Genomic DNA, 18,095 nt, shown 5'->3' on the forward strand with positions numbered 1-18,095 from the left:
GGAAGAGAAATGGGATACCATTTCTCTTTTTTTGCGTATATTCCGAAAAGCTTGTACATATCCATGTATAAAGAAGGTGATGCAGTGAAAAAGTATGCAACTCGAATACATGGGAAGAAACTGATTTCGTTACTCCTTTTATATGCGCTAATAGTAATTATGATAGCGTCGATTTTGACGTCATTTTTACATACAATGAAATCGAATTATGCAAATCAATGGTTTGGAAAAGTATCGATGCAAGGTTTTGTTCAAATGATAGAAAGTGAGAATCGCTATTACGGATTTGATTATTTTAAGAAGAATAAAAGAGAGTCAGTTGGAAATTTAATGTTCTCTATTGCGACAGATTTGAAAATTAAAGATTTAAGAACATTCGTCGGTAAAGAAGTACCTGGTATGTCAAAGTATTATTCTAATATTATCGTAGCTGGGGAAGGAACAAACTTGACGAATATCCCAAATGAATCTAGTGTACCGATTGAAGAAGTAACGAAAGAACGGGAAGTAGCAAAAGATAAAGTTACAGAAGCGGAAAAGAATAATCCGGTTCAGAAAAAGAACGGAGCGAAAAAAGGTGAAAGTGCAGTATATATTTATCATACACATAGCTGGGAATCCTTCTTTCCATTATTACCAGGGGCTACGGATCCATCAAGTCCAGATGTAAATGTGTCCTTACTAGGGAAACGTATGAAAGAGCAACTTGAAGGACAAGGAATTCCGGTAGTTCACGATAAAACGAATATGGGTGATTTATTAGCGAGTAAAAAATGGAAATGGCCGCAATCATATAAAGCGTCTCATGAATATGTAAAAGAAGCATTAGCACAAAATAATAAAATTGCGTTTCCAATTGATATACACCGTGACGATCAGCGTAAGAAAGTAACAACAAAAGTAATTAACGGAAAATCGTATGCAAGATTATATTTTATAATTGGGATGGAAAATGAAGGCCGTGCTGAAAATGAAAAAATTGCAAGAGCGATCAATAGTTATTTAGATGAAAACTACTACGGATTAAGTAGAGGGATTTTTCCAAAGTATAAAAAAGATGGAAATGGCGTTTATAACCAAGATTTATCGAAAAATGCGATGTTAATTGAAGTTGGTGGTGTTGATAATACGTTAGATGAATTATATAACACAATTGATGTGTTAACAGAAGCGTTTAGTAAATATTATTGGAATGATGCGGAAAAAGTGAATGGATGAGGGACGGGAGACCGTTCCTTTTTTATTTTGGAATCTTAAAAAGTGATATAATGGAATTTTATGAATGTTAAATAAAGGGAGAGAGAAACATGCAAATACTACTAATACGCCACGGAGAATCAGAAGCTGATATTTTACATGTGCATGAAGGTCGAGCTGATTTTGAGTTAACTGACAAAGGGAGACAACAAGTACAAAGACTTGTACAGAAAGTGAAAAAAGATTTTGCGCCAGATTTCATTTGGGCAAGCACATTAAAACGCGCTCGTGAAACGGGTGAAATATTAGCAGAAGCAATTGGTTGTCCAATTCAATTAGAAGAGGAATTAATGGAGTTTAATAATGGAGTGCAAGCAGGCTTATCATTTGAAGAAGCAAAGAAATATCCAGAGCCAAAGTTTCTTCATGACCGTTTTGAAAACGGAGAATCATTTATTGAGTTTCGAATGAGAATAGAAGGAATCTTTTCTAAAATTATGATAGAGAATACATATGATCGAATTGCAATTGTTGCCCATGGAGGCGTAATTAATAGTCTATTACGTGCATTTTTCAAAATGCCAATTTCAATGGACTACTATTTCAAAATGGGAGATACGGGAATAAGTTTAATTGAAATTGAGGGTGAACAAAAAACGGTGCATTTCATTAATGATACGAATCATTTGGACGGGATGTAAAGACTTATGTACAAAGTTGTATTTTTCGATGTTGACGGTACGTTATTAAGTGAGATTGATAGAAGCATGCACGAAAGTACAAAAGAAGCGATACGAAGGTTAATAGATAAAGGAATTCACGTAGTTGTTACAACTGGAAGACCGTATAGTTTATGCTCACAATTTAAGGAACTAGGTATAAATACGTTTATTTCAGCAAATGGTGCACATATAAAATGTGGGAAAGAAGTTATACATAAATCAGTACTTTCAAGCGAAATCGTTCATGATATTTCAAATTTTGCTGAATTACATGGTCACAGTGTTTCTTACTTTACAGAAGAATTTGCAATGAATAATATTGCTTCAAAAGATGAACGTGTCATGCGAGCGTTAAATGAAACTTTAAATTTAGAGCGGTATCCTGACAAAGTTAGAAACTTATCAGATGAGATGTATTGCATATGTCTGTATGCTGATGATACAGAAGCTCAAAAATTCATTGAAAGATATCCAGCACTTACGTTTGAGCGTTTTCATGGTTACGTTATAAATGTATTGGAAGATAGTAAAGTATCGAAGCTAACTGCAATTCAAAAAGTATTGGAACATTTAAACATTAGTAAATTAGAAGCCATTGCTTTTGGCGATGGTGGAAATGATATTGAGATGTTGCAGTATGTAGGATTAGGAGTTGCGATGGGAAATGGTGGAGAGGAGTTGAAGAGAAGGGCTGATTTCGTTACAACGAAGGCGAGTGAAGGCGGAATTTCTTATGCCTTAAAGAAGTTGCGAATTATTTAAAACTAATAGTTAGTCAGTGTGAAAAATACTGTTTTAATAATGGCTTTTGTTAATATGTATACTGTTTTAGGGAATTATTTGAGCTCTCCTACTTACAATTTAACTGCAGAACAAATCCTTTATTTTCGCGTAGCAGGGCTGTTTGGTATGTTGCTGTCACCACTTGCAGGTCTTTTAACAAAGAGGTTTGAAGTAAGGAAAGTTCTTCAAGGAGGATTGTTGATTGTTATTTTTAGTCTAAGTTCAATGGGCTTTGTTTCGGATCTATCTCTACTTGTAATGATGAGTGTCTGTTTTGTAATAGGTATTGCTATATCCGTTCCGTCTTTAGTTTCTCTTGGAGGTCAATTAGGAGGGAAAGCAAGGGGAATATACTTTTATTTTTAGGTACTAGTATAGGACCTATCATTTCTATTTATCTTATGAAAATAGGAGGTTATGCTCAAACATTTATTTTATTAGGAATGATACTTTTTATTGGTTTTGTAGCTAATTAATGAATGAGTGGAAAATCACTCAAATAAAGGAATGCGAGGATCTTTCATATGCTCGCATAATAAAATATGAATTTGTCCACGATGATGATAAAAGTGTGTAACGATTTCAAGTAACCATTCAAAGCGCGAATAAGAAATCCCCCAATAGGCAGTCATAACTTCTGCTAATTCTATTTGGGAGTAGGAAAGAAATGTTTTAGAGAGAAGGTTGTATCCTTCAATCATCGTTTGTTGCATGTGAGCAACTGTTACGGGTGTATGTTCTATATAAAAGGTATGTAATTCTTTTTCTGAAATACCATTTAAAATGAGTAAATCAGCATGACAAATAAGAGAAAGATGTGCACACATTTCAAATAATGATCGTTTTGAGTGAATCGGTTGTATTTTTAAATCGTTTTCACTATATTGGTTAAGCATATAAATAGAAGTATCAATAGCAACTTTTAGTTGATGCAATGCAGATTGAACAAACATTGTAATTCTCCTCGTCTCCGTATATAATAGTTTCTTGAGGATATTATATCATACTCAAAATTCCGAAAATTCTAGTAGTTTGACTAGCATAATGAAAAGTATTATATTGTAAAAGGTCATATGAAACGTGAAATAGAATGGAATGCAATTATTGAGTTAGGAGTTAGACCAATGAGTTTGAAATATGGAAGAGATACAATTGTAGAAATTGACTTAAATGCTGTAAAACATAATGTAAAAGAATTTAAAAAACATGTAAATGATGAAGAAATTAAGATGATGGCTGCTGTAAAAGCGAATGGGTATGGCCATGGGGCAGTTGAAGTTGCCAAAGCTGCAATTGAAGCGGGAATACATCAACTTGCAGTTGCATTTGTAGATGAAGCAATAGAATTAAGAGAAGCAGGAATTACTGTGCCAATTTTAATTTTAGGATACACACCAGTAGCGGCTGTAGAAGATGTAATTCAATATGACGTTATGATGACTGTTTATAGAGTAGAAGATTTACATGGTATAAATGAAATTGCAAACCGTCTTCAAAAGAAAGTACAAATTCAAGTGAAAATTGATACAGGAATGAGTCGTATCGGTTTACAAGAAGAAGAAGTTAAACCATTTTTAGAAGAATTAAACCGTATGGAGTATGTAGAGGTAGTAGGGATATTTACGCATTACTCTACGGCAGATGAAATCGATAAATCATATACGAATATGCAAACAAGTTTATTTGAAAAGGCTGTTAATACAGCGAAAGAATTAGGAATTCAAATACCATATATTCATAGTTCAAATAGTGCGGGATCAATGGAATTAAGTAACACATTTCAAAATATGGTACGCGTTGGAATAGGAGTGTACGGTATGTATCCATCAAAAGAAGTGGATCATTCAGTCGTTTCTTTACAGCCTGCGTTGTCGTTAAAATCAAAAGTAGCTCATATTAAACATGCGAAGAAGAATCGTGGTGTAAGTTATGGGAATACGTATGTAACAACTGGTGAAGAATGGATTGCGACTGTACCAATTGGTTATGCTGATGGTTATAATCGTCAATTATCTAATAAAGGCTATGCGTTAATTAACGGGGTTCGAGTACCTGTTATTGGCCGTGTTTGTATGGATCAGTTAATGTTGGATGTTTCAAAAGCGATGCCAGTACAAGTAGGAGACGAAGTAGTATTCTACGGTAAACAAGGTGAAGAAAATATCGCAGTAGAAGAAATAGCGGATATGTTAGGCACAATAAACTATGAAGTTACATGTATGCTAGATAGAAGAATTCCGCGTGTCTATAAAGAAAATGACGAAACAACTGCAATTGTAAATATATTAAGAAAAAACTGAATCATTTCGATTCAGTTTTTTTATTCATATCAAATGCGAATATACCCTCGTTATGTAATACGGAGTAAACTTTGCGAAACACACTTTTTAGTTCATCTAAATTAAACTATCACCGGCAGAGATGACCAGTCCCGCAACAAAAATCTAATATACGAGAGTAGGGAAGAGCATCTTGTAAAACGAGGCTGGATAGGAGTATTCAACAAAATGTCCCCAATGTTTATTATAGATGTCTGCTAAAATATCATAATTAAAATAAATTGTTTTTTTAACATATGTATTCACCTAAAAATTCATTAAATTATAATAGTCATGCCTCGTGTTAATTTCAAAACCACATTGTGTATATAGTTTTAAAGCGTGGATATTTTTCGTTTCGACGTCTAACTCAATTGTTGAAACTCCTTCTGTAATAAGAGTATGTACTATATTACAAAGAATATCTTTTCCGTATCCTTTACCTTGATAAGAAGGATGAACGGCGAATCCTGATAGTGTAGTAGATTGCTCTTGTTTAGAAACTGTAATTGTTCCTATCACTTTTTCAGCAATAAGGGCACTGTAAACTTGATGGGAAGATGAATTCATCATTTTTTGTAACCATGTGGTCGTATTTTCTACTGAATCACCAAAAGCTTTACTAGAAATTTTAATAAGATCAAGAAGTGATTCTGAAGGTGCAAGAGTAAGCTGTATATTATTATCTGTTGTTTTTTGAATTTCGTTTGTTTTGCACTCCATACTATATTCACTATATAAATATGGTAACTTCATATGTTTTACAAATTCATTCCCAGAAATAGAATCCCCATTAATAATAAGAAGAGCTTCATCTGTCTCTCTATTTTGTATTTCTTTCATTGCAGTTTGTAAAAGGATAGTTCCGAAACGTTGTTTTCTAAAATGAGGATGTACAAAGCCTATTAGTTCAAGCTTTGTTGGTCTTTCGAAATCATACATATTTAAAGCGCCAATTAATTGAGTACCGTTATAAAGAAGAAAATCGTTTATATAATCTTCATTTCGATTTTTTAAAAAGTTGATATGTAAATCTGAAGAGTAATCAAGATTGTCTTGTTGCCCACAAATATAAGCCAAATCCTTCATTTGCTGTATTTCACTTTCTGTTACATAACGCTTTTTCTGAATATCCATTGTATACTCCCTCTCATTTGTATTTAAAAATAGGATGGGTGACTTAACCATTTCTTTAATTCCACATTACCTTGCACAGATAACAGTCGGTATAAATAACGATAAGGCTGTCTATATTCTTCTAATTGAGGAATAGACATAATTGTTTCGTAACCACTTTTAAAGGCATGTACTTTTTTCTGTAAATTCTATAAATTCATTATATAACAGATGATGTGTTATGAGGATAAAGATAAAAAGATAGACAGCATACTTACATTTATAGTGAAAACTCATTAAAAATATTATATTTCTCTATTTTTGTATGAATTGTCTAAAAATAATGGTGGTAATACTTGAATGTAAGACTCGTATCTTTAAATCTATGAAGAGTAAAAGTAAAATTAAGCATTCATTTATAAGATTGTAAATCACAATAATGTAGACTATAGAAAATATTTCTCAATAATAAAATGAAGAGAAAAGCATGAAGAAGTAGAATGCATTCATTTATAATAGACTTAAATTAATTAATATAATTAATTGTTAATTTTATTATATTAATTGGATAGGAGAGAATGTTATGGCAAATGTACTCGTAATAAATTTTCCTGGGGAAGGTCATATTAATCCGACTTTAGCTGTTGTAAGTGAGTTAATTCAGCGAGGGGAAACAGTTGTTTCTTATTGTATTGAAGATTATAGAAAGAAGGTTGAAGCAACAGGTGCGGAATTCCGAGTGTTTGAGAATTTTCTCTCTCAAATTAATATTATGGAACGAGTAAATGAAGGTGGGAGCCCTTTGACGATGCTATCTCATATGATTGAAGCATCAGAGCGTATTGTTACTCAAATTGTAGAAGAAACAAAAGAGGAAAAATATGATTATTTAATATATGATAATCATTTTCCAGTAGGACGTATTATAGCGAATATTTTACAATTACCAAGCGTTTCATCCTGTACAACGTTTGCTGTTAATCAGTACATTAATTTTCATGATGAGCAAGAATCGAGACAAGTAGATGAAATGGATCCATTATATCAATCTTGTTTAGCGGGAATGGAAAGATGGAATAAGCAGTATGGAATGAAATGTAATAGTATGTATGATATTATGAACCATCCTGGTGATATTACGATTGTATATACTTCAAAAGAATATCAGCCACGTTCAGAGGTATTTGATCAATCGTATAAATTTGTAGGTCCATCAATTGCTACTCGAAAAGAAGTGGGGAGTTTTCCTACCGAAGATTTAAAAAATGAAAAAGTGATTTTCATTTCTATGGGAACAGTTTTTAATGAACAACCTGCTTTGTATGAAAAATGTTTTGAAGCGTTTAAAGATGTTGATGCGACAGTCGTATTAGTCGTTGGTAAGAAGATAAATATAAGTCAATTTGAAAATATCCCGAAAAACTTTAAGTTGTATAATTATGTCCCGCAATTAGAAGTTTTACAGCATGCTGATGTATTCGTGACACATGGTGGTATGAATAGTTCGAGTGAAGCGTTATATTACGGTGTTCCATTAGTTGTAATTCCGGTAACAGGAGATCAGCCATTCGTTGCAAAACGATTGACTGAAGTAGGGGCAGGAATAAGACTTAATCGCAACGAGTTAACTTCTCAATTGTTACGTGAGACTGTAAAGAAAGTAATGGATGATGTGACGTTTAAGGAGAATAGTCGTAAAGTGGGAGAGTCGCTTAGAAATGCCGGTGGATATCAAAGGGCAGTTGAGGAAATATTCAAATTAAAAATGAAGCCGTACGTAAAGATTAAATAGATGTTAAAAACACACTTACTTTTAATTTGTAAGTGTGTTTTTAGTATTACGCGTTCCATGTGTTACATAAAAATAGCGATAAAGGAGAAACTTTTGTGTATATAAATCGATACCTTTGAATTAGTAGTAAAATTACGTTAAAATAATACTAAGAAAATATATAAGTTTTGGGGGTAATGAATGAAGAAAGTATTTGAATACGTATTATTAACAATTGGCTCAATTATAGTAGCAGGTTCATTAGAGCTTATTTTAGCACCTAATGGATTAGTAGATGGCGGGGTAACGGCTATTGCTATTATGGCAAATAAAGTCGCAGGATTGCCGCTTTATGGTGTGTTCTTAGGAATTAATATCCCAATTTTATTATTTACTGCAAAAGTAATGGGAAAGAAATTTTTTATCCGTACATCTTATGCGAATGTAGTTACAACACTCGGATTAATTTATTTAAAACCATTTCCAGCAATTACGACTTCTGAGTTATTAATTGTACTTTATGGTGGAGTACTGTTTGGAATTGGTGTTGGGATTGTTGTTAAAATGGGTGGAGCAATTGACGGTTCGGAAATGTTAGCAGTTTGGATGAATAAACACTTTAATGTACCGATTAGTACATTTTTACTTGCAGTAAATGCAGTTATTTTCATCTTTGTTGCCATTTTATTTTCAATCGAACAAGCGATGTTCTCATTAGCAATTTTCTATATTGTTACGAAGATGATTGATTTTATATTAGATGGTATTAATCAAGGTAAGAGCGTTATGATTATTTCTGGTAAGAATAAAGAAATAGGCGATTTACTTATGAAAGAATTGCAACTATCTGTTACGTATCTACATGGAGAAGGTGGTTTTTTAGGGGAGCATAAGAGAATCATTTATTGCATTACAAACCGATTCATTTATCCGAAAATGAAAGATCTCGTTCTCTCTGTAGATCCAGCCGCTATAATCGAAGCTTCCTATTCAACAGAAACGACTGGTGTGAAACGTCCGGGAAGGAAAGCTAGGTCAGGTGAATAACTAGAAGAAGGCTGTCCAAAAAGTTATTTTGGAACAGCCTTCTTTTTTATTTTGTTGAATTGTTAACATGTTACAAGTTAAATCCACTGTTAAAAAGTTTCCTTGCAACTAGGAAACCAAGCGTCTTTTAATAATGTAGCCAACGTTTCAATTTTATTTTCTGGAATACTACCAAAGCCGAGTAATACGTATGATTCCTTACGTAAATCATTCACGAAATCATATGGAGAAAGTGGGTATAATTTAACGCTTTGTTTTTTAGCGGATTCAATCAGTTCATTTTCATTCATACTGTTATGGACATATAAAACAATATGAAGTCCGGACTGTTCGCCAAGAATTTGAACATTAGCCCCCATTTCTTTCATAATGGATTTTACTAACGCATGATGTTTTCTTTTATATAGTGTACGACTCCGATTAAGGTGACGTTCCCAATTCCCGCTTTGTATAAAGTTAGCAAAAGCAAGTTGTTGTATTGTAGCGACTGTTTGTTTGAAAATTCCATGCAGTTCTTGATATGTTTTTAAAAGGTGTGGTGGTAAAACAACATATCCCATTCGTAAAGAAGGTAAAAAAGATTTTGAGAAAGTCCCCATATAAATAACGCGTTCATTTGAATCAAGACTTTGTAAAGAAGGAATCGGCTTACCAGCGTAGCGAAACTCTCCATCATAGTCATCTTCAATAATGTATCCGCTGCAATCATTAGCCCACTTTAACAATTCTAATCTTCTAGATAAAGGCATAATAATCCCGAGTGGAAATTGGTGTGATGGTGTAACGTATGCGACATTGGAATTTGTATTGTATAAACTAGAAATATCAATACCTTTTTCATCCAATGGTATGGGATGAATTTGTCTATCACAGCTTTTAATGATTGCGTGTATACGGTGAAATCCAGGGTTTTCAATGCCGTATTCTTTTGTAGGGCCAAGCAGTTGAAGTAGTAGCCAGAGAAGTGGCTGCGTTCCGGCGCCAATCACAATTTGATCAGGTGAAGAATGGACACCGCGAGAATGATATAAATATGTTGATATATGCTCTCGAAGAGCGAATTCACCTTGAGGGTCTTCTTTGGCAAATAGTGCATTTTCGTATGTAAGTATGGATTCTTGTAATGCTCGTTTCCAATTTGTAATCGGAAATGCATTTTGATCAATAAGTCCTTGGCTACAATCATATTCAAATTTTTCGTCTATCAAATTGCTCGTCTTCTTTGCTGCATTTCGCTTTTTATTTGGGATAACGTCAATATCGAAATTTGCTACAAAAATACCACGTTTCGGTTTACTTTCTACATAACCTTCAGCTAATAATTGTTGATAAGCTGATTCAACAGTAATGCGGCTAATATTAAGTTGTGATGCTAAATTTCTGTGTGAGGGTAGACGTGTGCCGACAGAAATAGTCCCTTGTATAATTTCAGCTTTTATATATTCGTAAATTTGCAAGTAAATAGGTGTGTTACTTTGTAATTGCAATGGGATAGTAAAATCCATATAAAACTCTCCTTTAAAACTGGCCTTATAAAAAACACTTAAACTGTCACTTAAGTGAAGGGCAGTTACTTTCTATAATAATGATATAACATTTAGAAAATTAAATAAATATTTAGAGGAGAGTTAAAAATGAATGTTAAAGAAGTAGTAACAGAAGAGCAATTACATGAAGTATTACCTGTTTTACAGCAATTACGAATGAAACTTTCAAAAGAGGAAACAAGCTCTTTATTTCGAAATATGAAAGAAGAAAATTATAAACTATTTTCGCTGCGTAATGAGAATGATGAAGTTGTTAGCCTTGCAGGTGTAGCGATTTGTACGAACTTTTATAATAAGAAACACGTTTTCGTATATGACCTTGTAACAGCAGAAGCACATCGTTCAAAAGGACATGGGAAAGTATTACTTTCGTATATAGAGAACTGGGGAAAGGAAAACGAATGTGAGTCTATCGTCCTCACGTCAGCATTTTCAAGAATTGATGCTCATCGTTTTTATGAAAGAGAAGGGTATGATAAGGTGAGTTATTCTTTTCATAAAGAATTATAAAAAATAAGAAGAAGTTGTCCCGCAAAAGTTGGGAACAGCTCCTTCTTATTTTTTAAGTTATTATTAAACCGTAAATAGGTTGTAAGTTATGGTATATGTATTTGAAAAGGTTATATAGTGTATTTTGTCGAATAGTTTTAATTTAATAAAGAGAATGATTGGAGCGCTTATACTTGAAAAAAATAAAGAAACTATCAATCCCTAATGATGCTAGAGTTATCGTCATATCGGATATTCATGGAGAATTAAATCTTTTAAAAGAAGCACTACATAAAGTTAACTTTAAAGATGAAGATTATTTAATTATTAATGGAGATCTTTGCGAGAAAGGACGAGATAGCGTAGGCGTAGTAAACTACGTTATGAATCTTGTAAAGAACAATTCAAAGGTTCACGTTGTTGAAGGGAATTGTGAAGTTTTAGTTGATGCTCTTCTAAATGAAAATCCTGGTCTTATTAATTATTTATGTACGAGGAAGCATTCAATTTTTAATGAATGGCTAGAGCAATTGGGTTTTTCAGTTCATGAGGGCACTTCAATTCGTGAAGTGAAAGAAGCATTGTTAAGTGAATTTTCACAAGAACTATATTGGCTAACAGAGTTGCCAACAGCGATTGAAACAGAAGATTATATTTTTGTGCATGCCGGTCTAGAAGATAGAGTAGATTGGAAAGAAACTGAGCGCAAAAATGCGATAGCAATGCCGGAGTTTTTCAATCAATCACATAAAGCAAATAAGTATGTAATAGTCGGTCATTGGCCTGTCGTGAACTATTCTGAAGAAGCACCGTCTAATAATCCAGTTATTGATAAGGAGAAAAAAATTATTGCAATTGATGGAGGAAATGCAATTAAAGAAGCAGGGCAATTAAACGTATTTATTATTCAGAGGAAACAAACGGGCGATACGTTTTCTTATACATATGTAGACTATTTTCCAGATTACGAAGTAATAGCGGATTTTAATGCGAATTCAGAAATGCAGGGCGGAGTGACATATCCGTATTATTACATAGAGCCTATCGAGAAGATGCAAGATTACACCGTATGTAAACAAAAGGAAACGAATAATGTGCTCACTGTAAAAAATGAATATATGAAACAACTTAAGTCAGGTGAATATACAGTGAAAACCGATATTTCTTGTGCGCAAATAAGCGTTAGGAAGGGAGATATCGTTTCTCTCATTGATGATAGCTGTTCAGGATATGATTTAATTAAAAAAGATGGCGTAGAGGGTTGGATAGAGAAAGGGATTTTAGTTGAGATAGAAAAAGTGAAAAATAAAACATTAAGCTGAAATAGGAGGGATATAACCTCCTATTTTTTTAAAGGAGTAGATTGCTTGCTGTCTTTAATAAGTAAATAAATCGTACTTGGCAGAATGATAAGCGTCATTCCTAAAAGAATTGCTAGTATAGCATAACCTCTATAGGGAGCAGAAACGATAAAAGGAAGTATCGCTAAAAAAATACCTGCTATCATCATTGAAATACTACTAATATTTGAAGCTCTTTTTTCAAGGTACTTATCATTCCATTCTAATGAAACGGTTGATTTAGTCGTATCAATTTTGGAACTGAAATAACCTATTAATATAAATAAAAGCCCTAATGCTAAAAATATGAAATGATCAAGAGGAAGTGAAAAGCCAAGAGCGATGAGGGCGATGACAATATTGACAAAAAATAAGAATAGTAACATTGTGTTGCCGATCCAATGGAGAAATTTCTGGTTACTCGCTGCTTTAGATAAAGCTAAAAATACAAAGAATAAGAAGGAACATATAATTATATTTACGATTACAAAAGTGCTTTTATCCATTGTTGATGTAGGCGTTCCATTAAAGTCCCATTTCGTAACAATACTTAATGGTAAGAAGAAATAGAGAATAATATTTGTCATAATAATAGTAAGAAATAAAGCAATACTAAATCGTTTATTCATTGAATCACCAGCTTTCTAAATCAATAATTGGTACCTTATAACAAAATTATACAATATAATAAATGATATTTGTTTTGATTTTTCAGAAAAAATATTATAATTATATATGAAATAAAGAGGAATGCAGGAGGGAATTATGCAAAACGTTGTATTAAAGGGGAAGAAAGTTACAATTCGTACAATTGAAGAATCAGATATAAAAACATTATGGAATCTCGTGTTTAAAGAAGAAAATCCAGAATGGAAAAAATGGGATGCACCGTATTTTCCGTTTTCAATGCAAGAATACTCATCCTATAAGGAAAAGATGCAAACTCGTTTAAAAGAAGAACCGCTATCCAATTTAATTATAGAAAATAACGGTCAAATCATTGGGACAGTTGGGTTTTATTGGGAATACAAACCGACGCGTTGGTTAGAGATGGGGCTTGTGATTTATGACCCAACATACTGGAATGGTGGATACGGTACAGAAACATTGACATTATATAGAGATTTGCTATTTGAAAAAATGGAGATTGGTAGAGTAGGAATCACGACTTGGTCTGGCAATGAACGAATGATGAAAGTAGCGGAGAAAATAGGAATGAGCTTAGAAGGTAGAATGCGAAAGTGTCGTTATTATAACGGAACATACTATGATTCTATTCGAATGGGCATGATTCGTGAAGAATGGGAAGCGCTATGTGTAACGAAGGGGTGAGAAAGATTGTACGCTATTATTGCTACATTTGATCGTGTGTTTACTAATAAAATTACAGAACTGCAAAATGAATTAACAAATGTAATTGGAACAAATCAACTAGCTGGAGTAGAACCTCATATTACGTTAGCTGATTATAATGAGTTAGATGTTCATTTGTATACTGAGAAACTAGGGGAGTTTGTAGCTATTCAAGAAAATATGGATGCAGTAACTTTTCCTTCTGTTGGAATTTTTCCTACTAATGGAACGGTCTTTCTAGCGCCGACTGTTACCAATGAATTGTTAAAACTTCATCATTCTTATCATGATTATTTTAAAACTTTTCATGACAACCCAAATTCATATTACGTACCGGGAAAATGGGTACCGCATTGTACAATTGCAAATAGATTACATACAAAGCAGTTTTTAAGTGTAATGGAATATATTTATGAGAAATTTGATTTTGTAACAGCTTCAATTGAGAAATTAAAATTAATTAAGGTGAATTATGAAAATGGTTCTGCCATTTCTTCTAGTATATTAGCAGAATATAATTTAAAGAGAATGGAGACATCGAGATGACATATATAATTAGAGAAATGAAGCAAGAAGATATTCATGCTGTACAATCAGTAGCAAAAATAGCTTGGCATGATACATATGAAGGCATTATTCCAAGAGAAATTCAAGACAGTTTTTTAGACGAGGCATATTCTGATGAAAAAATGAAATATCGTCTTAAAAATACGCATTTATTCGTTGCGGAAGAAGAAGGAGAAGTAATAGGGTTTGCGAACTTTTCACCTGTTAGACTACAAAATGAAGCGGAATTAGGTGCGATTTATTTGTTACCAGATCAGCAAGGAAAAGGGATCGGAAGTGCTTTATTACAAAAAGGAATTAAAGCATTAAATGGGATACGGAAATTGTACATACATGTAGAAGCAGCAAATGAAAAAGGAAAACGCTTTTATGAAGCGAAAGGTTTTGCTGAATTAGAGCAATTTGAAGAAGACTTTGAAGGACATATGATGCAGACAGTAAGGATGGTTTTATACGTATAAGGAGAACTAGTAATGAAAATTTTTGATTTTAGTGAAAAAGTAGGAAAGCACCTATCAGTATTTCAATCTAATTTCATCATGTCGAAAATAGTAAACCATCGAGGAAATATACATATTGGTGCTATGCATTTACACGAGAATGGAATCATCGGTAATCATGAAGCAGTTGTATCTCAACTGCTTCTTATTGTGGAAGGAGCTGGATATGTATGTGGGGTAAATAAAGAAAAGATAAAGATAGAGGCGGGACAAGCTGTGTTTTGGGAAAAGGGAGAGCTCCATGAAACAAGTACAGAACACGGATTAACAGCAATTGTTATGGAAGCGGAGAATCTTGAACAAGCGATAGTAATGCCTATTATTCAAGGGGAGTTGTGAAAAATGATTGTTAAGGCGAATCAAGAAGATACCAATGAAATATTAAAATATTCGGCTCAATCGCTTTTTGAAGGGACGAGAGGGAATTGTCAATTAAGTACCGAGAAAGCAATTGAGATTACAAAGCCGATTGTAGAAAAAGGAGCATACTATTTAATCGTTAAAGAAAAAAATAAAGTAATGGGATGGATATTAATAGGGGAAAATACAGACTATTTTTCTCGTGAAAAACTTGGATTTATATATGAATTGTACGTTTTCCCAGAATATCGCGGGAGAGGATTATCGCGAGAACTGATGGAAGCTGGTATTAAGGAATTAAAGGAGAAGTATTCAGAAATTCGGTTGAATGTATTTGCTGGGAATTTTGCAAAAGAGATGTACGAAGAGTTTGGGTTTGTTGAAAGGCAGGTAATTATGACTTTGAAGTGAGTAGAATAGTCTGAATGAGAGAAGAGAAAATAATGATTTAGTGGCTACTTTATCGCTGGAATTTAAAGCGAATAAGTATAAAATAGATGGTTTGCCTTTATTTTATAGTAGATTTATAGAGTGTGCTTAAAAACAAATAAATTAGTATTATACAATATATCGTTATTATAGTAAAAGAGAAATTTTGGAAAAATATCATTTTTTTGTTTAGAAATTTTTAAATTATTGATATAATCAATTTGTAGAATTGATTATTGGTTAATTTTACTATTTTTTAATTTTAAGGGGGATTTAATAATGGCAGGACAAATTCGTATGTCACCAGAGGAGCTTAAATCGAAAGCGACTCGATATGGACAAGGTGCAAATCAAATTGAGGACATTTTACGTCAACTACAAAACTTACAAAATGAATTAAGAGGAGAATGGGAAGGTCGTGCTTTCGAAGGTTTTGACCAACAGTTCAATCAATTAAAGCCAAAGGTACAAAACTTTGCACAGCTATTACAAGAAATTAATATGCAGCTTAATAAAACTGCAGAAGCTGTTGCTAGACATGACGAAGATCTTTCTCGTAATTTCGGTCTACAATAAGACAGATAAAAAGAAATATATAATTTAGCCATGCAACCATACGTTGTATGGCTAAATTACTTTAAAACTAGAGTAAGATACGAAGTCTTTCATTAGATAGACTCGCAGTCGCAGGAGTGATAAGTAGTGAAAAAGTTCAAATGGAGCATCTTGTTGTTTATTATTTTAGCTCTTGTACTATCAACAGGGGTCTCCTATTTAGCATTAAATCAAAATGTTAAGAAAGCTAATGAGAATACTACACCAAAAATGACAGTTGCGTTGGTAAATGAAGATCAGGGCACTGTATTTGAGGGCAATAAAATAGCGTTTGGAGATCAATTTGTTAAAAATGTAAATAAAAATACGAAACAAGAATGGTACGTAGTTAGCCGCGGGGTAGCAGAAAATGGATTGAAAAATAATAATTACAATATGATGATTGTTATTCCAAATGATTTTTCTAGGAAGGCAGTTGCGATTGATTCAGAGATTCCAGAGAAATTAACGTTAAACTACAAAGTAAATGCAACTGGGAATAAGGATTTGAAAGCTGAGGCAGAAAATACAGCTTCTGTTATTTTAGAAGATTTCAATAAACAAATAATCGACGTTTATTTTGCGAGTATTATCGGTAAGCTACAAGGTGCACAAGATAATATAGGTAAAATAATTGAAAAAGGAAACGTTCAAACAACTATGTATAAAAAAGATATACATAGTCCGTTAGCAAATTACACAAATCAATTTAAAACAGTACAAGATTATACAGGTGTTTCTGTTAATAGTTTCAAAGGATTTCAGGATGTTTTAAAAGGTTTCGGTCAAGCGTTAGATGAAGGGAATAAATCTAACAGTACGTACTTAGATGGTTTTAATAACTTTCAAAAAATGCAAACTGATAACAATTTGTTAGCGAATAATTTCACAAATCAATTCAATCAATATATGAATGATATGAATACAGGCGATGCTTTAAAGCAATTAAGTGCATTGGAATCCGCTAATAAAATTATTTCAAATCAATTTACGTTTTCAGAGAAAGAACCGAATATTTTAACTGATGCTGCAGCGATTCAAAAATATTTAGCAGATGTAAAAAAACAAGTATCTGAATATGATACAGAACTTGCAGGAAAGTTAGAAAGTGATATTCAAGAGACGGTAATTAAGAAGTTAAAGCAATCTATGTCGAATGATGGAAAGCAAGAAATCTTCATAAATACATTAATGAAACAACCAGATGCTCGAATAAAGAAACAAATCGAGAATTTAATTGCGAAATTACCTAGTTTAAACATGGAAGAAATCGGTCAAAGTGATTTACCAGATGCAACGAAATTACAACTGCAAAATGTAATTCAATTTACAAAAAAATATAATAAAGAAAATAATTTTTATTATGATCCTGTAAATAAAATATCTTTAGGAAACGCTATTAAAGAAGTAAAGGATAGACTTTATACAGAGGGAATTACATTTAGTGATACTGCGAAAGTAATTAAAATGGAATCTCCGCAAATTTTGAAGATAAGTATTCCGGAAGAGTTTGAACTATATGGAAGTACAGAAGCTTTGAAGATTGATGATGTGGATTACACAAGTATGTTTCTGGAGAAAAACGGAGAAATCACTATACCTCCCCGTAATGAAGGGGATATAAAAATTAATCTGAATGTGAAGTTAAAAGATCCAAACATCAATATAGATGTTTTCTCTCCTGTAATGTGGCAGTGGGAATTGAGTGGGACTCATAAAAAAGAAACTAGTCCTGAAAAAGAAAAACCTAACAAAGAAGATAAAGGAACACAAACGGAAAATAGCAAGGTGGAAAATGTGGTTCATAAATCACAGTATGGCATAATGCCGTTAGTACACAGTGCTAAAAACCCTATTATTAAAAAAATGGAAAACACAACAGGGAAAGATAACGGAACTGGAGGAAACCCAGGAGGCGGAACGGGGAAAGATAACGGAACCGGAGGAAACCCAGGAGGCGGA

General features: G+C 32.9%; 19 protein-coding genes and 3 pseudogenes. 16 read left to right on the plus strand and 6 right to left on the minus strand.

Going from position 1 to position 18,095, the window contains the following annotated elements; translation table 11 throughout:
• Positions 1-9 precede the first annotated feature (9 nt).
• The 4 genes and pseudogenes from spoIIP to HMPREF2590_RS10575 all read left to right on the plus strand — a co-directional run.
• Positions 10-1,218, plus strand: a complete 1,209-nt coding sequence (gene spoIIP, locus HMPREF2590_RS10560; RefSeq protein ID WP_002098533.1) for a stage II sporulation protein P — start codon at positions 10-12, stop codon at positions 1,216-1,218.
• An 89-nt stretch (positions 1,219-1,307) separates the two neighbouring features.
• The gene (locus tag HMPREF2590_RS10565) at positions 1,308-1,898 is read left to right on the plus strand and encodes a histidine phosphatase family protein (RefSeq protein ID WP_001166433.1); all 591 of its coding nucleotides are present in this window, start codon (positions 1,308-1,310) and stop codon (positions 1,896-1,898) included.
• 6 nt (positions 1,899-1,904) lie between these two features.
• A complete protein-coding gene (locus HMPREF2590_RS10570) occupies positions 1,905-2,681 on the plus strand; it encodes a Cof-type HAD-IIB family hydrolase (protein WP_000278964.1) in 777 nt (258 codons plus the stop codon).
• A gap of 30 nt (positions 2,682-2,711) precedes the next feature.
• Positions 2,712-3,178, plus strand: a pseudogene (locus HMPREF2590_RS10575) (MFS transporter); the annotation flags it as partial.
• A gap of 15 nt (positions 3,179-3,193) precedes the next feature.
• On the opposite strand, the gene HMPREF2590_RS10580 reads toward HMPREF2590_RS10575, so the two are convergent.
• The gene (locus tag HMPREF2590_RS10580) at positions 3,194-3,655 is read right to left on the minus strand and encodes a DinB family protein (protein ID WP_000498003.1); all 462 of its coding nucleotides are present in this window, start codon (positions 3,653-3,655) and stop codon (positions 3,194-3,196) included.
• A 171-nt stretch (positions 3,656-3,826) separates the two neighbouring features.
• Between HMPREF2590_RS10580 and alr the strand changes: the two genes are divergently transcribed.
• Positions 3,827-5,002, plus strand: a complete 1,176-nt coding sequence (gene alr / locus HMPREF2590_RS10585; RefSeq protein ID WP_001987589.1) for an alanine racemase — start codon at positions 3,827-3,829, stop codon at positions 5,000-5,002.
• Between the two features lie 22 nt (positions 5,003-5,024).
• On the opposite strand, the pseudogene HMPREF2590_RS30690 reads toward alr, so the two are convergent.
• From HMPREF2590_RS30690 to HMPREF2590_RS28720, 3 genes and pseudogenes are all read right to left on the minus strand, one after another.
• A pseudogene (locus tag HMPREF2590_RS30690) lies at positions 5,025-5,287 on the minus strand (class I SAM-dependent methyltransferase); the annotation flags it as partial.
• Positions 5,288-6,157, minus strand: a complete 870-nt coding sequence (locus tag HMPREF2590_RS10590; protein ID WP_000354430.1) for a GNAT family N-acetyltransferase — start codon at positions 6,155-6,157, stop codon at positions 5,288-5,290.
• 23 nt (positions 6,158-6,180) lie between these two features.
• Positions 6,181-6,339: pseudogene (locus HMPREF2590_RS28720) on the minus strand (nitrate reductase); the annotation flags it as partial.
• Positions 6,340-6,719: 380 nt separating this feature from the next.
• Between HMPREF2590_RS28720 and HMPREF2590_RS10595 the strand changes: the two are divergent.
• Both HMPREF2590_RS10595 and HMPREF2590_RS10600 read left to right on the plus strand, forming a co-directional pair.
• A complete protein-coding gene (locus tag HMPREF2590_RS10595) occupies positions 6,720-7,928 on the plus strand; it encodes a macrolide family glycosyltransferase (RefSeq protein ID WP_003312479.1) in 1,209 nt (402 codons plus the stop codon).
• A gap of 180 nt (positions 7,929-8,108) precedes the next feature.
• Positions 8,109-8,954, plus strand: coding sequence for a YitT family protein (locus HMPREF2590_RS10600; RefSeq protein ID WP_000755125.1), 846 nt, complete (start codon positions 8,109-8,111; stop codon positions 8,952-8,954).
• Between the two features lie 89 nt (positions 8,955-9,043).
• Here HMPREF2590_RS10600 and pdxR read toward each other — a convergent pair whose 3' ends face one another.
• Positions 9,044-10,459: a MocR-like pyridoxine biosynthesis transcription factor PdxR gene (gene pdxR, locus HMPREF2590_RS10605; protein WP_000348038.1), complete on the minus strand. Its 1,416-nt coding sequence runs from the start codon at positions 10,457-10,459 to the stop codon at positions 9,044-9,046.
• Positions 10,460-10,588: 129 nt separating this feature from the next.
• Between pdxR and HMPREF2590_RS10610 the strand changes: the two genes are divergently transcribed.
• Positions 10,589-11,011 carry a GNAT family N-acetyltransferase gene (locus HMPREF2590_RS10610; RefSeq protein WP_001101110.1) on the plus strand — a complete coding sequence of 141 codons (423 nt, stop codon included), beginning with the start codon at positions 10,589-10,591 and terminating at the stop codon, positions 11,009-11,011.
• Positions 11,012-11,184: 173 nt separating this feature from the next.
• Positions 11,185-12,312: a metallophosphoesterase gene (locus tag HMPREF2590_RS10615; protein WP_000721384.1), complete on the plus strand. Its 1,128-nt coding sequence runs from the start codon at positions 11,185-11,187 to the stop codon at positions 12,310-12,312.
• Between the two features lie 20 nt (positions 12,313-12,332).
• Here the strand turns inward: HMPREF2590_RS10615 and HMPREF2590_RS10620 are convergent, their stop codons facing one another.
• Complete coding sequence (locus HMPREF2590_RS10620; protein WP_001042100.1) at positions 12,333-12,959, minus strand: DUF1648 domain-containing protein; 627 nt, start codon at positions 12,957-12,959, stop codon at positions 12,333-12,335.
• A gap of 136 nt (positions 12,960-13,095) precedes the next feature.
• Here HMPREF2590_RS10620 and HMPREF2590_RS10625 point away from each other — a divergent pair, with 136 nt between their 5' ends.
• The 7 genes from HMPREF2590_RS10625 to esaA all read left to right on the plus strand — a co-directional run.
• Positions 13,096-13,662: a GNAT family N-acetyltransferase gene (locus HMPREF2590_RS10625; RefSeq protein ID WP_001181860.1), complete on the plus strand. Its 567-nt coding sequence runs from the start codon at positions 13,096-13,098 to the stop codon at positions 13,660-13,662.
• 6 nt (positions 13,663-13,668) lie between these two features.
• Entirely contained in the window at positions 13,669-14,229 is a 561-nt protein-coding gene (locus tag HMPREF2590_RS10630) for a 2'-5' RNA ligase family protein (RefSeq protein WP_000270892.1), read from the plus strand.
• A complete protein-coding gene (locus tag HMPREF2590_RS10635; protein WP_000221048.1) occupies positions 14,226-14,711 on the plus strand; it encodes a GNAT family N-acetyltransferase in 486 nt (161 codons plus the stop codon). The genes HMPREF2590_RS10630 and HMPREF2590_RS10635 overlap by 4 nt, the downstream gene beginning before the upstream one ends.
• Before the next feature lie 12 nt (positions 14,712-14,723).
• Positions 14,724-15,089, plus strand: a complete 366-nt coding sequence (locus HMPREF2590_RS10640; protein WP_000688082.1) for a cupin domain-containing protein — start codon at positions 14,724-14,726, stop codon at positions 15,087-15,089.
• A gap of 3 nt (positions 15,090-15,092) precedes the next feature.
• On the plus strand, positions 15,093-15,521 hold the full coding sequence (locus tag HMPREF2590_RS10645; RefSeq protein WP_000635650.1) for a GNAT family N-acetyltransferase: 429 nt from the start codon (positions 15,093-15,095) through the stop codon (positions 15,519-15,521).
• Between the two features lie 297 nt (positions 15,522-15,818).
• Positions 15,819-16,115 (plus strand): WXG100 family type VII secretion target, encoded by a 297-nt coding sequence (locus HMPREF2590_RS10650; RefSeq protein ID WP_000918601.1) that lies wholly within the window; start codon positions 15,819-15,821, stop codon positions 16,113-16,115.
• 126 nt (positions 16,116-16,241) lie between these two features.
• On the plus strand, positions 16,242-18,095 hold a 1,854-nt coding region (gene esaA, locus HMPREF2590_RS10655; RefSeq protein ID WP_070861396.1), incomplete at its 3' end, for a type VII secretion protein EsaA.

Origin of the sequence: Bacillus sp. HMSC036E02 (genome assembly GCF_001836235.1) — a bacterium.
Taxonomy (GTDB): Bacteria; Bacillota; Bacilli; order Bacillales; family Bacillaceae_G; genus Bacillus_A; species Bacillus_A cereus.

What these genes read in the sequence shown, in the direction of transcription:
- spoIIP (WP_002098533.1), top strand. Translation starts at nt 10, where the DNA reads ATGGGATACCATTTCTCTTTTTTTGCGTATATTCCGAAAAGCTTGTAC.
- HMPREF2590_RS10565 (WP_001166433.1), top strand. Translation starts at nt 1,308, where the DNA reads ATGCAAATACTACTAATACGCCACGGAGAATCAGAAGCTGATATTTTA.
- HMPREF2590_RS10570 (WP_000278964.1), top strand. Translation starts at nt 1,905, where the DNA reads ATGTACAAAGTTGTATTTTTCGATGTTGACGGTACGTTATTAAGTGAG.
- HMPREF2590_RS10580 (WP_000498003.1), bottom strand. Translation starts at nt 3,655, where the DNA reads ATGTTTGTTCAATCTGCATTGCATCAACTAAAAGTTGCTATTGATACT.
- alr (WP_001987589.1), top strand. Translation starts at nt 3,827, where the DNA reads ATGAGTTTGAAATATGGAAGAGATACAATTGTAGAAATTGACTTAAAT.
- HMPREF2590_RS10590 (WP_000354430.1), bottom strand. Translation starts at nt 6,157, where the DNA reads ATGGATATTCAGAAAAAGCGTTATGTAACAGAAAGTGAAATACAGCAA.
- HMPREF2590_RS10595 (WP_003312479.1), top strand. Translation starts at nt 6,720, where the DNA reads ATGGCAAATGTACTCGTAATAAATTTTCCTGGGGAAGGTCATATTAAT.
- HMPREF2590_RS10600 (WP_000755125.1), top strand. Translation starts at nt 8,109, where the DNA reads ATGAAGAAAGTATTTGAATACGTATTATTAACAATTGGCTCAATTATA.
- pdxR (WP_000348038.1), bottom strand. Translation starts at nt 10,459, where the DNA reads ATGGATTTTACTATCCCATTGCAATTACAAAGTAACACACCTATTTAC.
- HMPREF2590_RS10610 (WP_001101110.1), top strand. Translation starts at nt 10,589, where the DNA reads ATGAATGTTAAAGAAGTAGTAACAGAAGAGCAATTACATGAAGTATTA.
- HMPREF2590_RS10620 (WP_001042100.1), bottom strand. Translation starts at nt 12,959, where the DNA reads ATGAATAAACGATTTAGTATTGCTTTATTTCTTACTATTATTATGACA.
- HMPREF2590_RS10625 (WP_001181860.1), top strand. Translation starts at nt 13,096, where the DNA reads ATGCAAAACGTTGTATTAAAGGGGAAGAAAGTTACAATTCGTACAATT.
- HMPREF2590_RS10635 (WP_000221048.1), top strand. Translation starts at nt 14,226, where the DNA reads ATGACATATATAATTAGAGAAATGAAGCAAGAAGATATTCATGCTGTA.
- HMPREF2590_RS10640 (WP_000688082.1), top strand. Translation starts at nt 14,724, where the DNA reads ATGAAAATTTTTGATTTTAGTGAAAAAGTAGGAAAGCACCTATCAGTA.
- HMPREF2590_RS10645 (WP_000635650.1), top strand. Translation starts at nt 15,093, where the DNA reads ATGATTGTTAAGGCGAATCAAGAAGATACCAATGAAATATTAAAATAT.
- HMPREF2590_RS10650 (WP_000918601.1), top strand. Translation starts at nt 15,819, where the DNA reads ATGGCAGGACAAATTCGTATGTCACCAGAGGAGCTTAAATCGAAAGCG.